The sequence below is a fragment of the Paraburkholderia metrosideri genome, from assembly GCF_904848625.1.
GTDB lineage: Bacteria > Pseudomonadota > Gammaproteobacteria > Burkholderiales > Burkholderiaceae > Paraburkholderia > Paraburkholderia metrosideri.
Genome location: NZ_CAJHCP010000016.1, coordinates 124,445 through 142,313 on the forward strand (window position 1 = coordinate 124,445; position 17,869 = coordinate 142,313).

A 17,869-nucleotide genomic window follows, 5' to 3' on the forward strand; every position below is an offset into this window, starting at 1 on the left:
CAGCGGCGTTGGCAAAAAATACCTAAAACCTGTATTTGAGGCGCTGAAGCGGGGTTGTAACACGGACGTCTGCATCGCCGCGCAAGCCGGCGATCCGACGCCGGTCAGCCGCTTGCGCCGCCGCCTCCCCGATATCGGTGACCCGGTTGTCTCGTACGTCCCGCGCCGTCGCGGGCCAACGCGCGATAACTCGCACGTTTTATCTTATGTATCGAATAAGGGGACGTCATGTTCAATGCAAGCGCCGTGCGCGCGAAGTCGGGCTCGGGCCTGGGTCTTGGCGCGGGTGCCGTGGGATTGCTGCTGGTCGCGGTGGGCTGCCTCGCGTTGCACATCGTGCACATCGTCGCGAAGTTCCGCGCCAATCCGGCCGATGCGTTTAGCGACTTCAACCTTTATCTGTACGCATTCAACGGCGTCCTCGACGATCCCGCGAGCCTCTACGATCACGACGGCCTCGTGACGTTCCTGCAGGGAATCGGCGCACGGTCGACGGGCGACGACGTGTTTTATGCATACCCTCCGCAGTTCGCGCTGATTTTTTCGCCGCTGTCGATGTTGACGCCGCTTGCCGCCAAGCTCGTCTGGTTTTGCGGGTCGGTCATGCTGTTCGCCGGCGGACTGTGGATGCTCGTGAAGATGGCCTATCGTGGCACTGAGCGGAGTGTGGCCGTGTTGCTGATCGCGGTTGCGCTGCTGAGCTTCCCGCTGGTCGAAGACACTTACGATGGCCAGTCGAATGAATTGTTGTTCTTTCTGCTAGTCGCCACTTTCTTTCTGATCGAGCGTGGCAACCGCTATGCCGCCGGTCTCTTTCTCGGCTTCGCCATTGCGATCAAGTTGACGCCCATTGCGGTCGCCGGTTTGCTGTTGTTGCGCCGCGAATGGCGCACGGTGATCGTGACGATCGTAGTGTCCACGTTACTGACGCTGATTACCGCGGCGCAATTGGGTTCACGCGTTTTGTGGCACTACTTCATGTCGGACATGGCGCGCCTTAATGGCATGACAATGGCGATGGGCGGCGGTGGAGCGCCCACCAACAATTCGTTGAGGGGCGCGTTGCAGACGTTATCGACCGCGGTCGGCATGCCGCTATCCGACGTCACGCTCGCGCTTATTTCTGCAGCGTTCGCGCTGGCCGTGTGCCTGTTTTCACTCTATCTCGTGTTTCGCCGTCATCGGGACAGCCGGATCGATTACGCGCTCATCTGCATGACGATGTTGCTGATCTACCCGGTGCTCGAGTCCATTCACATGGTGCTGGCGTTGATTCCACTGCTGATCCTGCTGGGAACCGCGTTTGAGCTGCGAGGCCGGCGGCTTTCCGCGCTGGGATCAAAAGTCGAAATGCTGCTTGGAGCGGTTGCTGTGGTGTTGCTGTTTTTCTCGGCGCGGTTCGTTTCCTATACCGTCGCGTCGATGATCATTTATCTGCTTTGCGTCGCGCGATATTTTTCATCGTCGATGATGTTTCGACGGAATAAGTTTCACCGGGTGAAGCGGATTGCATGAGCGACGGTGGCCGGCATTGGCATTAACCGACACGGATGCTTGTTGATGCGAAGGGAGCTTTGCGATGTCTTCCGGATGATTGAAAGTCCGGAAGATTTTTGATGGTGCCCAGGGCCGGAATCGAACCGGCACGCCTTGCGGCGGGGGATTTTGAGTCCCCTGCGTCTACCAATTTCACCACCTGGGCAGGTCTTGCAGCGTACGCGCTAGACCACGGCGCGCAGCGAAGACGCAGATTATGGCCGAAAATTCGACGAGGGGCAAGCCGGTTACCTCGGACTTTTGCTTTGAGCCCATCGAATCGATCAAACCGTGCGCGAAAACCGTTCGAGCGTCTGCTGTCCGAGATAGCGGTCGAACACCATCGCGATGTTGCGCACGAGCATGCGGCCGGCCATCTGCACGTCGAGCCGGCCTGCGCCGATCGACACCAGGCCGTCGTCCTCGAAGCTGCGCAGGCGCTCCAGTTCCGGGGCGAAGGTGTCGGCGAAGCGGATGCCATACGCTGCGTCGAATTCATCGAAACGCAATTCCAGGTTGCACATCAGTTGCGTGATGATGTCGCGACGCAGACGGTCGTCGGCGGTGAGGCGCACGCCGCGTGCAATCGCGAGGCGGCCCGAGTCGATTGCGTCGGCATAGTCCGGCAGATGCTTGGCGTTCTGCGCGTACACGTCGCCGACCTTGCCGATCGACGACGCGCCAAAGCCGATCAGATCGCATTCGGCGCGCGTGCTGTAGCCCTGAAAATTGCGATGTAACGTACGTTGCGCCTGAGCGCGCGCGAGTTCGTCGGTGGGCAGCGCGAAGTGATCCATGCCGATGTACACATAGCCCGCGTCCGTCAGGCGCTCGACTACGCGTTGCAGCAGCGCGAGCCGTTCGGTGGGCGACGGCAGCGCCGCTGGGTCCATCTGCCGCTGCATCTTGAAGAGCTGCGGCATGTGCGCATACGCGAATACCGACAGCCGGTCCGGTGCGAGTTCGATCATCGTGTCGAGCGTGCGCGTGAAGCTGTCGACCGTTTGATGCGGCAGTCCGTAAATCAGATCGACGCCGATCGAATCATAGTGAGTGTCGCGCGCGGCCTGCATGACCGAGGTGGTCATCTCGAGCGGCTGAATGCGGTTGATCGCCTTCTGCACGACGGGATCGAAGTCCTGTACACCGAGGCTCAAGCGGTTGAAGCCCAATTCGCGCAGATGCGCGATCGTGTCGGGCGACGCCTCGCGTGGATCGACTTCTATCGAATACTCGGCTTCGCGATCGGCCAGCAATGTGAAATGCTCGCGCGTGGCGGCCATCAATTCGGCCATTTCATCGTGCGACAGAAACGTCGGCGTGCCGCCGCCCCAGTGCAGTTGAGAGACCGGACGACGTGTGTCGAAACACGCCGCCTGCAATGCCATTTCGCGCTTCAACCGGTCGAGGTACGGACGCGCATGCGCGCGGTTCTTCGTGGCGACCTTGTTGCAGCCGCAGTAGAAGCACACGGTGTCGCAAAACGGAATGTGGAAGTACAGCGAGAGGTCGGTGGCGGACGCGCCTGGGTCGGCGGCGCCGCGCAAATAGTCGGCGGGATCGAAACTTTCGCGGAACTGCAGCGCGGTCGGATAGGACGTATACCGTGGACCGTTCGCGTTGTACTTGGCGAGCAGGTCAGGGCGAAATAGCGTGTTGGCAACGGTCATGAGTGGCCCGGAAGAGTCGGCCACCGTGGAAGAGGCGAGAGGCGGCGCACAACAGCATGGTTGCCCGACCCGATCGAACAGCGCAGACGTCTCTTGAACATGGCCTTTCGGAGCCCTTGAGTTTAAGTGAGCGTTCGTTGGCCGGATTGCGTAAAAAGGTCGCACGAAATAGTGCGCACGGCGCGGCGCAAAAAGCTGTCCGTCAGCCGATGGCACAATGCGGGTCTGGCAATGCGTTGCCTGTTTTCGAGCTCAGGAAAAATGTCGTGATGGATGGTTTTCAACGCATGTCGCAAAGCATGCCGGACCGCGTGACGAAGCGCGCGTCTCCCTTCGATTCAGCCGATCATGCGTGCCGCCCCGATTGCGGCGCGTGCTGTATCGCGCCGTCGATTTCGAGTCCGATTCCGGGCATGCCAGAAGGCAAACCGGCGGGCGTGCGTTGCGTGCAACTCGGCGACGATCTGCGCTGCGCGATTTTTGGCCAGCCCGAGCGGCCAGCGTGCTGTTCCGGTCTGCAGCCGCAGACGGAGATGTGCGGCGCAAGCCGTGCGGAAGCGCTCGCGTGGCTGACGCAGCTCGAAGTGCTGACCCAACCGTGTGTGCCGATCCGCCGGTAATGCGCGTCGCCGGAAATGCCGGGCGCGACGTTCACCCATAGCGACATCACGCAACGCCATCAGGCGCATGTCCGACCAAGCTTCCACTGGAGATTTCGTATGACTCGACCTGCCGCGCCGTCCCGGCGCCGCTTTCTGCGCGCTGCGCTGACCGGCTGCAGTGCGCTTGGCATTACCGCGTCGCTGGCGGCGTGCGCAACGCCGATTTTTCCGTTTATCCCGAAGGACTACACGTTCTCGCATCAGCAGGTGCAGGACGCAGTGCAGCGCAAATTCCCGTATCAGCGCACGGTTTCGCAAGTGTTCAATGTCGCGCTGACGAATCCGGTGGTCGATTTTCTGCCCGATACGAACCGGGTATCGGTCAAGCTCGACGCGCGTTTCGCGAGTCCGTTCATGCCGCAACCGGTCGACGGCGTATTCACGCTTTCAAGCGAACTGGCTTACGACGCGGCCAGCAAATCAGTCGTGCTCAGGTCGCCGAACGTCGACAACGTCAGCGTGAGCGGCGACGCGCAGGCCTATACCCAGCAGATCAACGCAGCCGCCGCCGTACTCGCGCAGCAGTTGCTGACCAACTACCCGATCTACACATTCAAGCCAGAACAACTTCAATTTGCCGGCGTGAATTACGAACCCGGTACAATCACCATCCTTACAAACGGCATACGTGTGCAAATCGTCGAAAAATGACGTGGCGCGCGGCCGTCGGGGCCGCGCATCGCTGTGTCGACCTCGTTTTCGTTCCGACAATCTACCGCGATGGGGTCACGGATGGACTGGATACTGGCTTGCAAGGCGCTGATTCTGGGCGTCGTCGAAGGGCTGACGGAATTTCTGCCGGTGTCGAGCACCGGGCATCTGATTGTGGTCGGGAGTTTGCTGAATTTCACCGACCAGCACGCAAAGACCTTCGACGTCGTCATCCAGCTCGGCGCGATTCTCGCCGTGTGCTGGGAATTCCGCCGGCGCATCGGCACGGTGCTGGTCGGCCTTCCAACCAAACCCGAGGCGCGCCGCTTCACGCTGAACGTCATCATTGCGACGATTCCGGCCATCGTGCTCGGTTTGCTGTTCGAAAAGTCCATCAAGGCGGCACTGTTTTCGCCGGTGCCGGTCGCGTTCGCGCTGGTGGTAGGCGGCGTCGTGATTCTGTGGGCGGAGGCGCGGCAGCGCGCGCGCGGGGAATCGGCGGCGCGGGTGCGCAGCATCGACGATCTGAGCGCGCTGGACGCGCTCAAAGTGGGCCTCGCGCAGTGTTTCGCGCTGATTCCAGGCACTTCGCGCTCGGGTTCGACGATTATCGGCGGGATGCTGTTCGGGCTCGAGCGACGGGTCGCGACCGAGTTCTCGTTCTTTCTCGCGATTCCGATTATCTTCGGCGCGACCGCCTACGAGCTTTACAAAGACTGGCACCTGCTTTCGGCCGACGCGTTCGGTAGCTTCGCACTCGGCTTCATCGCAGCGTTTATCAGCGCGTTTATCTGCGTGCGTTGGTTGTTGCGCTATATCGCGTCGCACGATTTCACGGTGTTCGCGTGGTACCGCATCGGCTTCGGCCTGCTGATCCTGCTGGTTGGCTATAGCGGCGCGTTGAGCTGGGCCGATTGAAGCGGTCCGTGATGTTTCGGTTCGCGCCATGAAAAAAGGTCCGCATTGGCGGACCTTTTTGCTTCTGGTGAGTCACTTGTCCGGCGAACGCGTGCTTATGCGGTCGCGCGCTTGCGGAACACCAGATCCCATACACCGTGTCCGAGTCGCAGCCCGCGGCGCTCGAACTTCGTCACTGGACGATAGTCCGGGCGCGGCGCATAACCGTCAGCGGTGTTCTCGAGCGCGGAGTCGGCACCCAGCACGTCGAGCATCTGTTCGGCGTAGTTCTGCCAGTCGGTCGCGCAATGCAGATAGGCACCCGGCTTCAGGCGCGAAACCAGCAGCGCGACGAACTTCGGCTGGATCAGGCGGCGCTTATGATGGCGCGCCTTGTGCCACGGGTCCGGGAAGAAGATGTGCACGCCGTCGAGGCTGTCCGGCGCGATCATCTGTTCGAGCACTTCAACCGCGTCGTGCTGAATGATGCGGATGTTCGACAGCGATTGCTCGCCCATCAGCTTTAGCAGCGCGCCCACGCCGGGTTCGTGCACTTCGACGCCGAGAAAATCGTCGTCGGGACGGTTCGACGCGATTTCCGCCGTGGTCGCGCCCATGCCGAAACCAATTTCCAGTATGCGCGGCGCGTGGCGGCCGAAGACGGTATTCCAGTCGGGCTGTTCCGGCGTGTACGGCACCACGAAGCGGGGGCCGAGTTCGTCCATTGCGCGGCGCTGGCCGGTCGACACGCGGCCAGCGCGCGTGACAAAGCTGCGGATACGGCGCAGGTGCAGCGCTTCGCCTTCAGGGGCGTCGCCCGTGGCGGGTTGGTCAGCGGCTTCGCTGGAGGGCGTCGGAAGGTCGTCCGGCAGGCCGGTGTCGTTTGGATCGTGGATCATCATCGATGCTGCTATGGGTGAGGGCTTAGCGGCTTGCGTGGCGTCGTGCTGCGCGCGGCCTGCCTGCTTATGTGCGGCGGACCGTGAATCGGCTTTTTTGATTGGCTGATTCATCGTCATCGTGCTCGCGACTCGTTATGCCAAACCGCCGCCACTACAAAAAAGCCGCCTTCATGGAGGCGGCTCGTGCTGGATTCCGCCGGGACTCAGCAGAAGGTGGAGCGGACATTGCAAGTGCGCGTAAGGTAGCACACTCGAAAAGGGTAGGTTTGATTTGTACTGGAGCGGGCGATGGGAATCGAACCCACGGCTCTAGCTTGGGAAGCTAGGGTATTACCATTATACGACGCCCGCAGAACGCATGATTCTACTCGGGAAAGGGCGTATAGCGCAAACTACGCCGCCTGCGCACTTTCCCGCGGACGCATCAACGCGCGGTCAGATCACGAAGTAAGTCAGTTGAACGGCGGCGCGCGTGACCACCATCAATAGCACCTGCACGATCACAAACAGCAGAATCGGCGAAAGATCGATACCGCCGAGCTGCGGCACCACGCGCCGCAGCGGGTTCAAAAACGGCGCCGTCAGCTGATAAAGAATCGGCATGGCAGGTGAGCGCGGGTTGAGCCACGACAGCAGCGCCATCAGGATCGTCATCCAGATAATCAGATTCAGCGCCCACTTGATGAGCGTGAGTACGGCGACGATCATCAACGTCGGCAGAAGCGCCCGTGGATCGGCGCCCGTCAGCATGACCATCAGCACGACATAAACGATTGCCGCGAGCAACGCCGCGACAATGCTCGCCCAGTCGATGCTTTTCGTGCTCGGCAAAATGCGCCGCAACGGCAGCACGATCCAGTTAGTGGCTTGCAGGACGGCGTTCGTCACCGGGTTGTAGGGCGGCATGCGCACGACCTGGAGCCATGCGCGCAGCAGCAGCGCCGCGCCGAACAGCGTGAAAACGGTATTGAGCAGAAAACGGGCGATATCGCCAAACATCTCGTGTCCTTATCCTTCTGATGACGGCCACCGGTCGGCCGCGGGATGCTGGCGGGACCGAAAGATCCGCGCCAGCGGTTTCATTTGAATTGCCCACGCCTCTTCGGCGAAAAGGCGCGTCACACGACGTTCCAGTCAGCCGCCGTGCACTCCGATTGCGCGGATTGTGACCCGGTTGCGCGGCTAACTGAATTACATGCCGGAATTTTCACTTTTGTCCGCGCGACATCACACGGAAATCTTGATCTCGCTGATCAGAATCGTGCCGTTGCCACCGTCGGTGTAATTGGGGATATCGGCAGTCAACGGGCCGGCCGCGGACTTGAACACCTTGTAGAAGTCTTCCGCGCTATCGAACAGGAAGTGGCCCGCAGCGACATAGGGCGGCGGCGTTCCGGGCGGGCCGGCGTTGACGCCGACGTCGACCGACCAGCCCTTCAGTGACGGCCCGAACAGTTTTGCCGCGAGCGGCATGTGCGTGACGCGGTAATAGTCCACGTCGAAGTGGCCGTTTTCCCGATACGGATAAAGGATGCTGACCTTGATCATTTTGCGTTCTCGTCTGTTGGTCCCGGAGCGCGGCGCTGGCGGATTTCCGCACGGCGCCGGACGCGTCACATTATCACGGCTTACTTCGCGCTTGCACCTGCCGCAGCCTGATTCAACGAACGCGTGAGCGATTCTTCCACCGCTTCCGCAATCGCTTCGATCGCGGCCGGCGGCGTGGCGCGGCGTTGGGCGAGTCCGACTGCGCGCCGGGTCAGCAAACCGTACAGCGCGGCGTGGTCGCCGCCGAGGCCTTCCAGTAATGCCAGCTGTTTTTCGACGACGCCGGTGTCGCCACGCGAAACCGGGCCGGCGAGCGCGTTGGGCAAACCCTTGTCGCGAGCCGTTTCGATGGTGCCGGAAAGCATGGGCAGCAGCGCGCGCAGCGCGTCGTCTTCGGCAAATCCCAGCGTGCGCCATAACGCGACGCATTCGGCGAGGCTGCACAGCGCGAAGCTGGCGGCGTAGTGCGCGGCAGCGTGATACAGCATGCGGCCGCCCGCCGGAATCGACAGCGGATGGCAGCGCAGCGCGATGGCCAGCGCGGTCAGTGTGTCTTTCAGCGTTCCATCGGCCTCGATTGTCACCGAGCAGCCACAGATTCGTTCGAGGTCGGCGAGGTCCCCGCTAAACAGGTAAAGTGGATGAAACCCCCCGATTGAAACGCCCTGATCGCGTGCCGGCGCGAGCAATTCGACCGGCGAAGCGCCGCTGCAATGCACCAGCGCCTTGCCATGCGGATGGGCTGCGGCATCCGGGCCGAATCGCAGTGTGTGCGCTGACGAACCGATACTGTCGTCGGGAACGGCTAAAAACACGATATCGGCGGCGTCGACCACCTGTTGGGGATTGTCGAAGGCCGCGCAATGTTCGATTTGACTGGCAAGCCGGCCGGCGGAGGCCGCCGAGCGGCTCGCAATGGCGGTGACCGGATAGCCGGCGCGTGAAAAGCTCAGCGCGAGACAGCGCGCGAGCCGCCCGGCGCCGATAAAACCGAGGCGCGGTACAGAGTACTGGGACATGATTACCGGCTCCAGGCGAGATATCTGATGAATGGAAGCAAACGGAAGCAGAAGTATCGCGCATCCGGCCCCGACAGCGTGACGCGGCGCGATTTCCTCTGATCAATTCGCGGCCGATATGGCGGCTGAGGCCGGGTATCTGGCGGCGCGGCACTCGTAGGCCTGGAAACTGCTCACAATCATCTGAAAGCGTTCTACCAACGTTTCAACCAAGAGCCGATTTTGCAGTTGCTGTTTCTGGGTAAATTCGTTTCGCAGTCAGATTCGGGAGGTTCACATGAGTATTTTTTCTTACCGAAAGCACTTGCGGTTCCTGACACATGCACAGCGCCGTCGCTGGTGGGATCAGAAAAAGCGCCTGACGCCACGCGTGCGGATTAGCGGTGCATACGTCCCGCCAAACGTGTCGCGCGAATTTGCCTATGTGAAGGTCGGCTGACGGCGGTAGTTGATGGTGAGAATGCCCGGCGTGAATTCGCCGGGCATTTTTTATTGAATTTTCCATTCGCGTCGTCAGAATTGAAGCGAATTTGTAATCAAAGATTACTGAATTAGGTTCGTGTAATCAGGCCAATCTTGTGAAGTAAAGAAATCGGGTACGTTAGCTTCGCTAAGCCGTTGATTTTCCACTGCCTGCCCCCCACTTGATCACATTGCCGCGCTGTCGCGAGCGGAACCGTCCCGCCGCGCATTGCAATTTGCAACAAATGCGAACAGATAGCCGCGGCCGTTTTCGATACATTGATTTCATGGCATGCGACGCATGCAAAGTCGGCGACCTGGGTGGGCCGCGCTAGGAGAATAAAGTGAAAAAGATCGTTCCGTTTGTCGTTGCTGCAGCACTCGGCCTGGGGCTTGCCGGTGCTGCCGAGGCGCACGTTTCCGTAGGGATTGGGATCGGCGTGCCGATCGCGCCGGCCTATCCGGTATATGCCGCGCCGCCGCCGGTCTACTACGCACCGCCGCCGCCGGTATACGCGCCGCCGGTCGTGTACGCGCCGCCGCCCGCAATCGTAGTAGGGGGTGGCTACTACGGGCACCCGTATTATCGCGGTGGGTACTATCACGGTTATTACGGGCATGGCTACGGCCGCGGTTATGGCCACGGGTACTACCACCGCTAATCGCGGGAAGCCAGCTTGATGACGGCGTAACGCCGGCTTGATCGCCGGGTTACGCCGTTTTTGGCTCCAGAGCCGCAGCGTGACGCATGCCGTTCGCGCAGAGGGCGGGCCATTGCGCGACTGCCGTTCCAAAGCACCGGCTAAGCTGGGAGAATGGCTGTTTCGCCATCGCTCAGGAGAATCTCGCCGTGCCAGCGCTTCCCGCTCCCACTTTCGACGATGTACTCGACGCCGCAGCGCGTCTCGAAGGCGTCGCCCACCGCACGCCCGTCCTGACATCCAGCACGTTCAACGAACGCACGGGCGCGTCGGTGTTCTTCAAGTGCGAAAATTTTCAACGCATGGGTGCGTTCAAATTTCGTGGTGCATATAACGCGATCTCGCACTTCGACGCGCAGCAACGCGAAGCGGGCGTGCTGACGTACTCGTCGGGTAATCATGCTCAGGCAATTGCGCTGTCGGCGCGCCTCGCCGGCATTCGCGCGACGATCATCATGCCGCACGACGCCCCCGCCGCCAAAGTCGCGGCCACCAAGGGTTACGGCGGCGAAGTGATCACCTACGACCGCTACACGGAAAACCGCGAAGAAATCGGCCAGCGGCTCGCCGAAGAGCGCGGCATGACGCTGATTCCGCCCTACGACCATCCGCATGTGATTGCGGGGCAGGGCACCGCGGTGAAAGAACTGATCGACGAAACTGGTCCGCTCGACGTGCTGGTCGCTTGCCTCGGCGGCGGTGGATTGATTGGCGGCAGCGCGTTGTCGGCGGCGGCTTTGAGCCCGCAGTGCACGGTGATCGGCGTCGAACCGGAAGCCGGCAATGATGGCCAGCAGTCGCTCGCACGCGGCGAGATCGTGCATATCGACACCCCGCGTACGATCGCCGACGGCGCGGCATCCACGCATCTTGGCGACTACACGTTCGCGATTATTCGCAAGCTGGTCGCACGGATCGAAACCGTCAGCGACGCGCAACTGATCGAAACCATGCGCTTTTTCGCTCAACGCATGAAGATGGTTGTCGAACCGACCGGCTGTCTTGCCGCCGCGGCCGTGCTCAATGGTGTGGTGCCGGTGAAGGGCAAGCGGGTTGGTGTGGTGGTGAGCGGCGGCAACGTCGATCTGGAAAAGCTCGCGCAGTATCTCGCCTGAATCGTAGCGTCGCGCTGCCAGATCGCGCTGACTGAAGAAAAACGGCTCGCTGGATTACTCCGCGAGCCGTTTTTTTAGCGATTAGCGATCAGCTGACCACTTGCGCCGTTTGTACGATCAGGTCGCGGTAGCCATTAACAATCACGCTGTACGAGAAATACGCGAACAACAGCGCGGACAGCACATGGCAAACGCGCAGCAGACCGGCTCCGGCGCGTTTGCGCCCGTGACTGCCGAGTCCGCAGATAAAGATCGTCCAGCACAGACCACCGAGAAAGAAGCCGCCAAGGAACACGAGCGCCGTTGTCGGACTGGTGGCGCCGGCTTTGGCGATCAATGCGCCGCCAACAGCCGCGAACCATAAGATCGCCGATGGCGACGAAACAGCCAGCAGCACCCCGCGAAAAAATCCTCTCCAGGCTGACAGATGCGGCGCCTTGGCATCAGTGTCGCCAGCCACAGGCGGCGCTGATGCAGGGCGCATCGCCTCACGCGCCATCTTCCATGTGAGGAACAGCAGAATCGCCGCTCCGCCGATCCACACCACCCAGCGCACCGACTCGAATTGCAACAGCGCGGCCATACCCGCGAGCGCGAGCGTCGCGTAAATCAGATCGCCGACACAGGAACCAAGCCCGAGCCAGAAGCCAGGCTTGAAACCATGCGACAGCGTCAGCGAAATAATGGCCACATTCACCAGGCCGATATCCAGACACAACGACAACGACAGAAAGAAACCATCCGACATCATTGAAAAGGCGTGCATCCGTGCAACTGCTCCATCCGTTTTGTTATTGGTCTTGTTGTACGGCTTGCCTTACAGGCCCAACTCGTTCCACAAGGTATCGACGCGCTGTTTGACCGCTGCGTCCATGACGATCGGCCGGCCCCATTCGCGATCGGTTTCACCGGGCCATTTGTTGGTTGCGTCGAGGCCCATTTTCGATCCGAGCCCCGCTACGGGCGACGCAAAGTCGAGATAGTCGATCGGCGTGCGGTCCACGAGCACGGTGTCGCGTGCGGGGTCGATCCGCGTGGTGATGGCCCAGATCACTTCCTTCCAGTCGCGGATATTCACGTCTTCGTCGACCACGACGATGAACTTCGTATACATGAACTGCCGCAAGAAACTCCACACGCCGAACATCACGCGCTTGGCGTGGCCGGGATAGCTCTTCTTCATCTGCACGATCGCCATCCGGTAGCTGCAACCCTCGGGCGGCAGATAGAAGTCGGTGATCTCGGTGAACTGCTTCTGCAACAGCGGAACGAACACTTCGTTGAGCGCAACGCCCAGCACGGCGGGCTCGTCGGGCGGTTTGCCGGTGTAGGTGGAGTGGTAGATAGCGTCGCGCCGCATCGTGATGCGCTCGACGGTGAAAACGGGAAACCACTCCTGTTCGTTGTAGTAGCCAGTGTGGTCGCCATAGGGACCTTCGAGCGCATGCTCATAACCGGCTGACGCGCCCTTCACCGGGCGAGGGGGCGCCCCCGCGGGAGCGGGTGACGGCGCACCCTCCTGCGGATAGATAAAGCCCTCAAGCACGATTTCCGCACGCGCGGGCACCTGCAAGCCGTCGACCCCAGGCGTAATGCACTTTGCCAACTCCGTACGGCCGCCGCGCAGCAACCCGGCGAACTGGTATTCGGACAGCGTGTCGGGCACCGGCGTGACCGCGCCGAGGATGGTCGCCGGATCAGCGCCCAGCACCACGGCGACGGGATAAGGCTTGCCGGGATTCTGCAGCGCAAATTCGCGGAAATCGAGTGCGCCGCCTCGATGCGCGAGCCAGCGCATGATCAGTTTGTTGCGCCCAACCAACTGCTGGCGATATATGCCTAAATTCTGTCGAGTCTTATTCGGACCTTTAGTGACGGTCAGGCCCCATGTCACCAGCGGACCGGCATCGCCGGGCCAGCAGGTCTGGATGGGCAGCTTGCCGAGGTCGACGTCGTTGCCTTCCCAGACGATTTCCTGACAGGGCGGCGCGCTCACGGTCTTCGGCGCCATGTCCCACACCGCTTTCGCCAGCGAGAACAGTTTGCCCGCATCCTTGAGCCCCTTTGGCGGCTCCGGCTCCTTCAGCGCGGACAGCAGGCGGCCGACATCGCGGAGCGACTCGAGTGCCGCGCCATCGCCTTCGCCAGCCTGCGCGTCGACCCCCATGCCGAGCGCAACGCGGCGCGGCGTGCCGAACAGGTTGCCGAGAACCGGGAACGCATGCTGTTCCTTGTTCTCGAACAGCAACGCCGGACCGCCGGCGCGCAACACCCGGTCGCACAATTCGGTCATTTCGAGGTTGGGCGAGACTTTCTGCGAGATACGGCGTAGCTCACCGATTGTCTCGAGACGGCCGACAAAATCGCGCAGGTCTTTGTATTTCATCTTGTGCGGTTCAGAGCCGGGTCAATGCCGGAAGGGGCAAAAAAGCGGCGGGACGGAAGGGGCGCGGCAAGCTTTTTGGCGCCGGAACGATTGTCGATTTTACCTGTGTTGGTAAGCGCACGTAGATCAACTGAACGGCCTAGACCAGGCAGACAAATTGAGATCCCTCAAAAGGCGCATGCGGAGCCGTTCTTGACGGTCTGAACACTGTTCATTATTACAATTAGTTATGAATTTGACATTCTATAGTGTTGACGATCTATAAAACCCTGCATAGAATCCGTCCACATTGGTTGCAGGGCGTGAACCTTTTACCACTGCCCCCGGTCCCTTTCGACGCAACGCGTCACCGATTTACCGACCCCCTGCACGGTATTGACGGCCTTTTTGAAGGCCCGACCAGCGTCTGCTGACGCTGGTTTTCGCGTGGGAGCCACCGCATGCATTTTTTGAGATGCAGCGGGTCATTCTTCCCGAATGGCTCCCCACAGACGGTATTTGCCGTTTTCCCGACATCGCTGCTGCCCTAACCAGACAGAGCGCGCGGTGTCTTGACTCTTCGAACGTGTGGTGCCGCCATTTTCATTCGGCGGAGTTCGCGGATCATGCAAGATGGGAGATCTGAATGAACGCCTGGTTATCGTGGCGTCCCGATGAGCGCATCGCACAGGCTGTGCGAGGAGTGCTGCGTCGCGGGACGCGAGTAAGTCATCATCTGTTTAGCCTCGTTGGCGGCGTGGCCGTCATACTGGGCATCACCCTGTGGTTGATGCCTGGGTTGCGCGGCACGCTGGCCGCCCGGCTGATGCCGGTTATTTCCGCTGCGGTGCAGGCTGGTCCTGCGCGTCTGTTGCAAGGCAACCCGCTGCCGGCTTTCGGACCTCCGGGAAGCACGTCCTCGTCTTCTGACGAATCGCTGTCGGCCAGTACCGGTAGCGGTACCAGCACCGTGGCGAGCGATTCTGACGCCCCCGCCGGCGTGACCGGCACCCACACCAGTTTCACTACGGGCAACACCAGCTTCGACGGCGCTTTCGACGGTTCCGGTTCGGCCGGCATGGGCGTCGCAGCGCTGAACGGGCTCGACCCGCGCACCATGCAAAGCGTTGCCGCTCTGGCTCGATTGATCCCGGCCCAACGTGTTTCGGCCGATGCTCGCGACGATCGTGTCCTCGTATCGAGCCATGAACAGGATCTGGTCGCGTCGTACCTGTCACGCCGTTATCGCGTCGCTCAGGAGCCCGTCAGCGAGCTCGTGAAGGCCGCATTCGATACCGGTCGCGAAGTCGGCCTCGATCCGCTGCTGTTGCTGTCCGTGATGGCAATCGAGTCGGGTTTCAATCCGTATGCCGAAAGCGGTGTCGGCGCGCAAGGCCTGATGCAGGTGATGTCCAAGGTGCACTCGGACAAATTCCAGTATTTCGGCGGCGAAGGCGCGGCACTCGAGCCGGTCGCGAACATCAAGGTGGGTGCGCTGGTGTTGAAGGATTGCATCGCACGTGGCGGTTCGTTGCCAGGCGGCTTGCGTCTGTACGTGGGCTCGACCTCGCAGGACGACGGCGGCTATGGCGCCAAGGTGATGGCCGAGCGTGGCCGTCTGCGCGATGTGGCGCGTGGCCGCAAGGTGCCGATCAATGCACCGCAGGCGCCGACGCCGGTTCTGACCGCGTCGGCCAACACGGCTCAAGCGGCTGCGAGCAGCACGCGGCGGGTTCAGGTCACACTCGACGGCGGTCATGCTGCGGCCAAGACACCTGCTGGCGATCAGGACGACGCGAACGCTACCAAGCATGTGGCGTCTGCGTCGGAGTTGGGCGCCTGAGGTCTCTGGCAGTTCGTTGAATCAGACGATAAGTCGCGAAAGCGGCTGCAACAAAAAAGGACACTTTCGAGTGTCCTTTTTTGCGTTTGGGGTTGCGGGTGATTGACGCGCGATCGGGGTGGTCTTCCGACAGGACGGCGACCGCCACGCCATCCTTCGTGCGACCGCTTAGTGCCGCCCGAAGAGCTTCGCCAGCCGCTCGACCGCTTCTTCCAGCTTCGGATACGCGGTGGCATACGACAACCGGATGTAATCCTTTGGCGCGTGCGTGCCGAAATCCATGCCCGGCACCAGCACGACGCCCGCGTCATGCAGCATGGCCTTGGTGAGCGCGGCGCTGTCGCCGGCCGCTCGATGCGCGACGGTGCGGCAATCGGCATAGACGTAGAACGCACCGTCGGGCATGACCGGCACCGAGAAACCGAGCGACTCCAGCGCAGGCGCAATAAAGTCGCGGCGGCGCTTGAATTCGAGGCGCCGTTCTTCATAAATCGCAATGGTTTCCGGCTCGAAGCAGGCGAGCGCCGCATGCTGCGCGAGCGCCGACGCGCAGATGAACAGATTCTGCGCGAGCTTTTCAAACGCGCCGACCATGGTGGGCGGCACCACGAGCCAGCCCAGACGCCAGCCGGTCATGTTGAAGTACTTCGAGAAGCTGTTGACGGTGATCACGTCGTCGCCGAACGAGAGCGCGGACACGGGCTTCGCGTCGTAACTCAGACCCTGATAGATCTCGTCGACGATCGTGAAGCCGCCACGCGCCCGCACGGCCTTGACGATGCGTTCGAGTTCGGCGGGTTCGATCGACGTGCCGGTCGGGTTCGACGGCGATGCGAGCAGCACGCCACGGGTGCGCTCGTTCCAGAGGCGCTCGACGTCGGCAGCGGTCAGCTGGAAACGCTCGGCCGGGCCGCTCGGCACCATCACGGGCTTGCCTTCGGCGGCGATCACGAAATGGCGGTTGCACGGGTAGCACGGGTCAGGCATCAGCACTTCGTCGTCGCGGTCGACCAGCGCGGCACACGCCAGCAGCAATGCGGCAGACGCGCCGGCTGTGACGACGATCCGCGCGGGATCGACGGTGACGCCGTAGAAGTCTGCGTAGTGCGTCGAAATTGCTTCGCGCAGCGCGTGCAGGCCAAGCGCATTGGTGTACTGCGTGACGCCGCGGCGCAGCGCGTTAGCGGCTGCCTCGATGACCGGCGCAGGCGCGGTGAAATCGGGCTCGCCGATTCCCATGTGAATGATGTCGCGTCCGTCGCGCTCGAGGAGCGCGGCCTCCTTGGCCAGTTCCATCACATAGAACGGCTGGATGGCATCGACGCGCGCAGCTAGCCGCACGAGGGGTTCGGTCACGGAGTTCATACGATCAAATCCAGTTCAGAGCAAAACAGGACGGCGTTTGCGCGCTTGCTTGCGGACTCGTTTCGCGCAGAGGACTCATGCGCGACGGTTCAGGCAGACGCAACACACCGTCCTTGCAGGCGGTTCAACTCGCCAGATAAAACGCGGCACATGACAAGGGCGCAGCCCCCGTCACGCGCCCGACGCTCACGACTTGCGAGCCGCCTGCGTTTCTGCCGCGCGCAATTGCGCCGACAGCTTGTCCAGCACGCCGTTCACATACTTGTAGCCGTCTGCGCCGCCAAACGTCTTGGCGAGTTCGACCGCTTCATTGATGATCACCCGATACGGAATGTCGACGTGATTCCGCAGTTCGAACGCGGCAACCAGCAGCACGGCGCGTTCGACCGGCGACAGTTGTTCGATCGGACGATCGAGGCACGGTGCGATGTCGGCGGACAACGTGTCCGAATCGCGGATCACACCGCGCAGAAGCGCGTCCAGATGCTCGCGATCGGCCTTGTCGAAACCCTGCGCGCCGCTCAGTTGCGCTTCGATTTCGCTGGCGGGCGAACCCGACAGCAGCCACTGGTAAAGCCCCTGCGTGGCCAGTTCGCGGGAGCGTCGGCGTGCGCTCTTCATGCTTCTTCCTCTTCTTCGTCTTCTTCTTCGTCGTCGCCGCCGAGTTGTTCGAGCGCGACAGCGAGGTTCGCCATTTCGACGGCCACGCGTGCTGCGTCACGACCCTTTTCGGTCATGCGCGCCACGGCCTGCTCGTCGTTTTCGGTGGTCAGCACGGCGTTCGCGACTGGAATGCCGAAGTCCAGACCGATACGCGTGATGCCCGCACCGCTTTCGTTCGACACCAGTTCGAAGTGATACGTCTCACCGCGAATCACCGCGCCGAGCGCGATCAGTGCGTCGAATTGCGCGCTTTCCGCGAGCTTTTGCAGCGCCAGCGGGATTTCCAGTGCGCCTGGCACCGTGACCAGCAGCACGTCTTCGCCGGTCACGCCGAGGCGTTCCAGTTCTTCGATGCACGAGTCGGCGAGGCCGTTGCAGACGGGTTCGTTAAAGCGCGCCTGGACGATGCCGATGCGCAGTCCGTCGCCGTCGAGATTCGGTTGATATTGTCCGATTTCCATGTGACTTCC

General features: G+C 61.6%; 17 protein-coding genes and 2 tRNA genes. 7 read left to right on the forward strand and 12 right to left on the reverse strand.

The genetic code is table 11. The features are described from left to right. The first annotated feature begins 228 nt into the window (after positions 1–228). Complete coding sequence (locus LMG28727_RS29470) at positions 229–1,515, forward strand: glycosyltransferase family 87 protein (protein WP_201645857.1); 1,287 nt, start codon at positions 229–231, stop codon at positions 1,513–1,515. Between the two features lie 102 nt (positions 1,516–1,617). Here LMG28727_RS29470 and LMG28727_RS29475 read toward each other — a convergent pair. Together LMG28727_RS29475 and hemN are read right to left on the reverse strand one after the other, a co-directional pair. Beyond that, positions 1,618–1,702: transfer RNA gene (locus tag LMG28727_RS29475), tRNA-Leu, on the reverse strand. Positions 1,703–1,820: 118 nt separating this feature from the next. Beyond that, entirely contained in the window at positions 1,821–3,206 is a 1,386-nt protein-coding gene (gene hemN, locus LMG28727_RS29480; protein WP_201645858.1) for an oxygen-independent coproporphyrinogen III oxidase, read from the reverse strand. Between the two features lie 287 nt (positions 3,207–3,493). Here hemN and LMG28727_RS29485 point away from each other — a divergent pair, with 287 nt between their 5' ends. The 3 genes from LMG28727_RS29485 to LMG28727_RS29495 all read left to right on the forward strand — a co-directional run bounded on the left by LMG28727_RS29485 (position 3,494) and on the right by LMG28727_RS29495 (position 5,437). Further along, positions 3,494–3,826 carry a YkgJ family cysteine cluster protein gene (locus LMG28727_RS29485; protein WP_201645891.1) on the forward strand — a complete coding sequence of 111 codons (333 nt, stop codon included), beginning with the start codon at positions 3,494–3,496 and terminating at the stop codon, positions 3,824–3,826. Positions 3,827–3,925: 99 nt separating this feature from the next. Continuing rightward, on the forward strand, positions 3,926–4,519 hold the full coding sequence (locus tag LMG28727_RS29490; protein WP_201645859.1) for a DUF1439 domain-containing protein: 594 nt from the start codon (positions 3,926–3,928) through the stop codon (positions 4,517–4,519). Positions 4,520–4,600: 81 nt separating this feature from the next. Continuing rightward, positions 4,601–5,437 carry an undecaprenyl-diphosphate phosphatase gene (locus LMG28727_RS29495; protein WP_201645860.1) on the forward strand — a complete coding sequence of 279 codons (837 nt, stop codon included), beginning with the start codon at positions 4,601–4,603 and terminating at the stop codon, positions 5,435–5,437. A gap of 95 nt (positions 5,438–5,532) precedes the next feature. Here LMG28727_RS29495 and trmB read toward each other — a convergent pair whose 3' ends face one another. The 5 genes from trmB to LMG28727_RS29520 form a co-directional block, all read right to left on the reverse strand. Next, positions 5,533–6,315, reverse strand: a complete 783-nt coding sequence (trmB, locus tag LMG28727_RS29500) for a tRNA (guanosine(46)-N7)-methyltransferase TrmB (protein ID WP_201645892.1) — start codon at positions 6,313–6,315, stop codon at positions 5,533–5,535. A gap of 280 nt (positions 6,316–6,595) precedes the next feature. Continuing rightward, positions 6,596–6,669, reverse strand: a tRNA-Gly gene (locus LMG28727_RS29505). 84 nt (positions 6,670–6,753) lie between these two features. Continuing rightward, positions 6,754–7,317 carry a YggT family protein gene (locus LMG28727_RS29510; protein WP_201645861.1) on the reverse strand — a complete coding sequence of 188 codons (564 nt, stop codon included), beginning with the start codon at positions 7,315–7,317 and terminating at the stop codon, positions 6,754–6,756. A gap of 228 nt (positions 7,318–7,545) precedes the next feature. After that, positions 7,546–7,866: an EthD family reductase gene (locus LMG28727_RS29515; RefSeq protein ID WP_201645862.1), complete on the reverse strand. Its 321-nt coding sequence runs from the start codon at positions 7,864–7,866 to the stop codon at positions 7,546–7,548. An 80-nt stretch (positions 7,867–7,946) separates the two neighbouring features. Next, the gene (locus LMG28727_RS29520) at positions 7,947–8,885 is read right to left on the reverse strand and encodes a Rossmann-like and DUF2520 domain-containing protein (protein WP_201645863.1); all 939 of its coding nucleotides are present in this window, start codon (positions 8,883–8,885) and stop codon (positions 7,947–7,949) included. Positions 8,886–9,691: 806 nt separating this feature from the next. On the opposite strand from LMG28727_RS29520, the gene LMG28727_RS29525 reads away from it, so the two are divergent. Continuing rightward, the gene (locus tag LMG28727_RS29525) at positions 9,692–10,009 is read left to right on the forward strand and encodes a hypothetical protein (RefSeq protein WP_201645864.1); all 318 of its coding nucleotides are present in this window, start codon (positions 9,692–9,694) and stop codon (positions 10,007–10,009) included. A gap of 188 nt (positions 10,010–10,197) precedes the next feature. Next, positions 10,198–11,163, forward strand: a complete 966-nt coding sequence (locus LMG28727_RS29530; protein ID WP_201645865.1) for a threo-3-hydroxy-L-aspartate ammonia-lyase — start codon at positions 10,198–10,200, stop codon at positions 11,161–11,163. Between the two features lie 88 nt (positions 11,164–11,251). Here the strand turns inward: LMG28727_RS29530 and LMG28727_RS29535 are convergent, their stop codons facing one another. Then, positions 11,252–11,929 carry a LysE family translocator gene (locus LMG28727_RS29535; RefSeq protein WP_201645866.1) on the reverse strand — a complete coding sequence of 226 codons (678 nt, stop codon included), beginning with the start codon at positions 11,927–11,929 and terminating at the stop codon, positions 11,252–11,254. 51 nt (positions 11,930–11,980) lie between these two features. After that, positions 11,981–13,549: a UbiD family decarboxylase gene (locus LMG28727_RS29540; protein WP_201645867.1), complete on the reverse strand. Its 1,569-nt coding sequence runs from the start codon at positions 13,547–13,549 to the stop codon at positions 11,981–11,983. A gap of 625 nt (positions 13,550–14,174) precedes the next feature. On the opposite strand from LMG28727_RS29540, the gene LMG28727_RS29545 reads away from it, so the two are divergent. Next, positions 14,175–15,371, forward strand: coding sequence for a lytic transglycosylase domain-containing protein (locus tag LMG28727_RS29545; protein WP_201645868.1), 1,197 nt, complete (start codon positions 14,175–14,177; stop codon positions 15,369–15,371). Between the two features lie 168 nt (positions 15,372–15,539). On the opposite strand, the gene LMG28727_RS29550 is transcribed toward LMG28727_RS29545, so the two are convergent. From LMG28727_RS29550 to ribH, 3 genes are all read right to left on the reverse strand, one after another. Further along, positions 15,540–16,736, reverse strand: coding sequence for a pyridoxal phosphate-dependent aminotransferase (locus LMG28727_RS29550; protein WP_201645869.1), 1,197 nt, complete (start codon positions 16,734–16,736; stop codon positions 15,540–15,542). A gap of 186 nt (positions 16,737–16,922) precedes the next feature. After that, positions 16,923–17,357, reverse strand: coding sequence for a transcription antitermination factor NusB (nusB, locus tag LMG28727_RS29555; protein ID WP_201645870.1), 435 nt, complete (start codon positions 17,355–17,357; stop codon positions 16,923–16,925). Further along, positions 17,354–17,860 carry a 6,7-dimethyl-8-ribityllumazine synthase gene (ribH, locus tag LMG28727_RS29560; RefSeq protein WP_006050161.1) on the reverse strand — a complete coding sequence of 169 codons (507 nt, stop codon included), beginning with the start codon at positions 17,858–17,860 and terminating at the stop codon, positions 17,354–17,356. Before ribH ends, nusB begins: the two co-directional genes overlap by 4 nt. Positions 17,861–17,869: the final 9 nt, after the last annotated feature.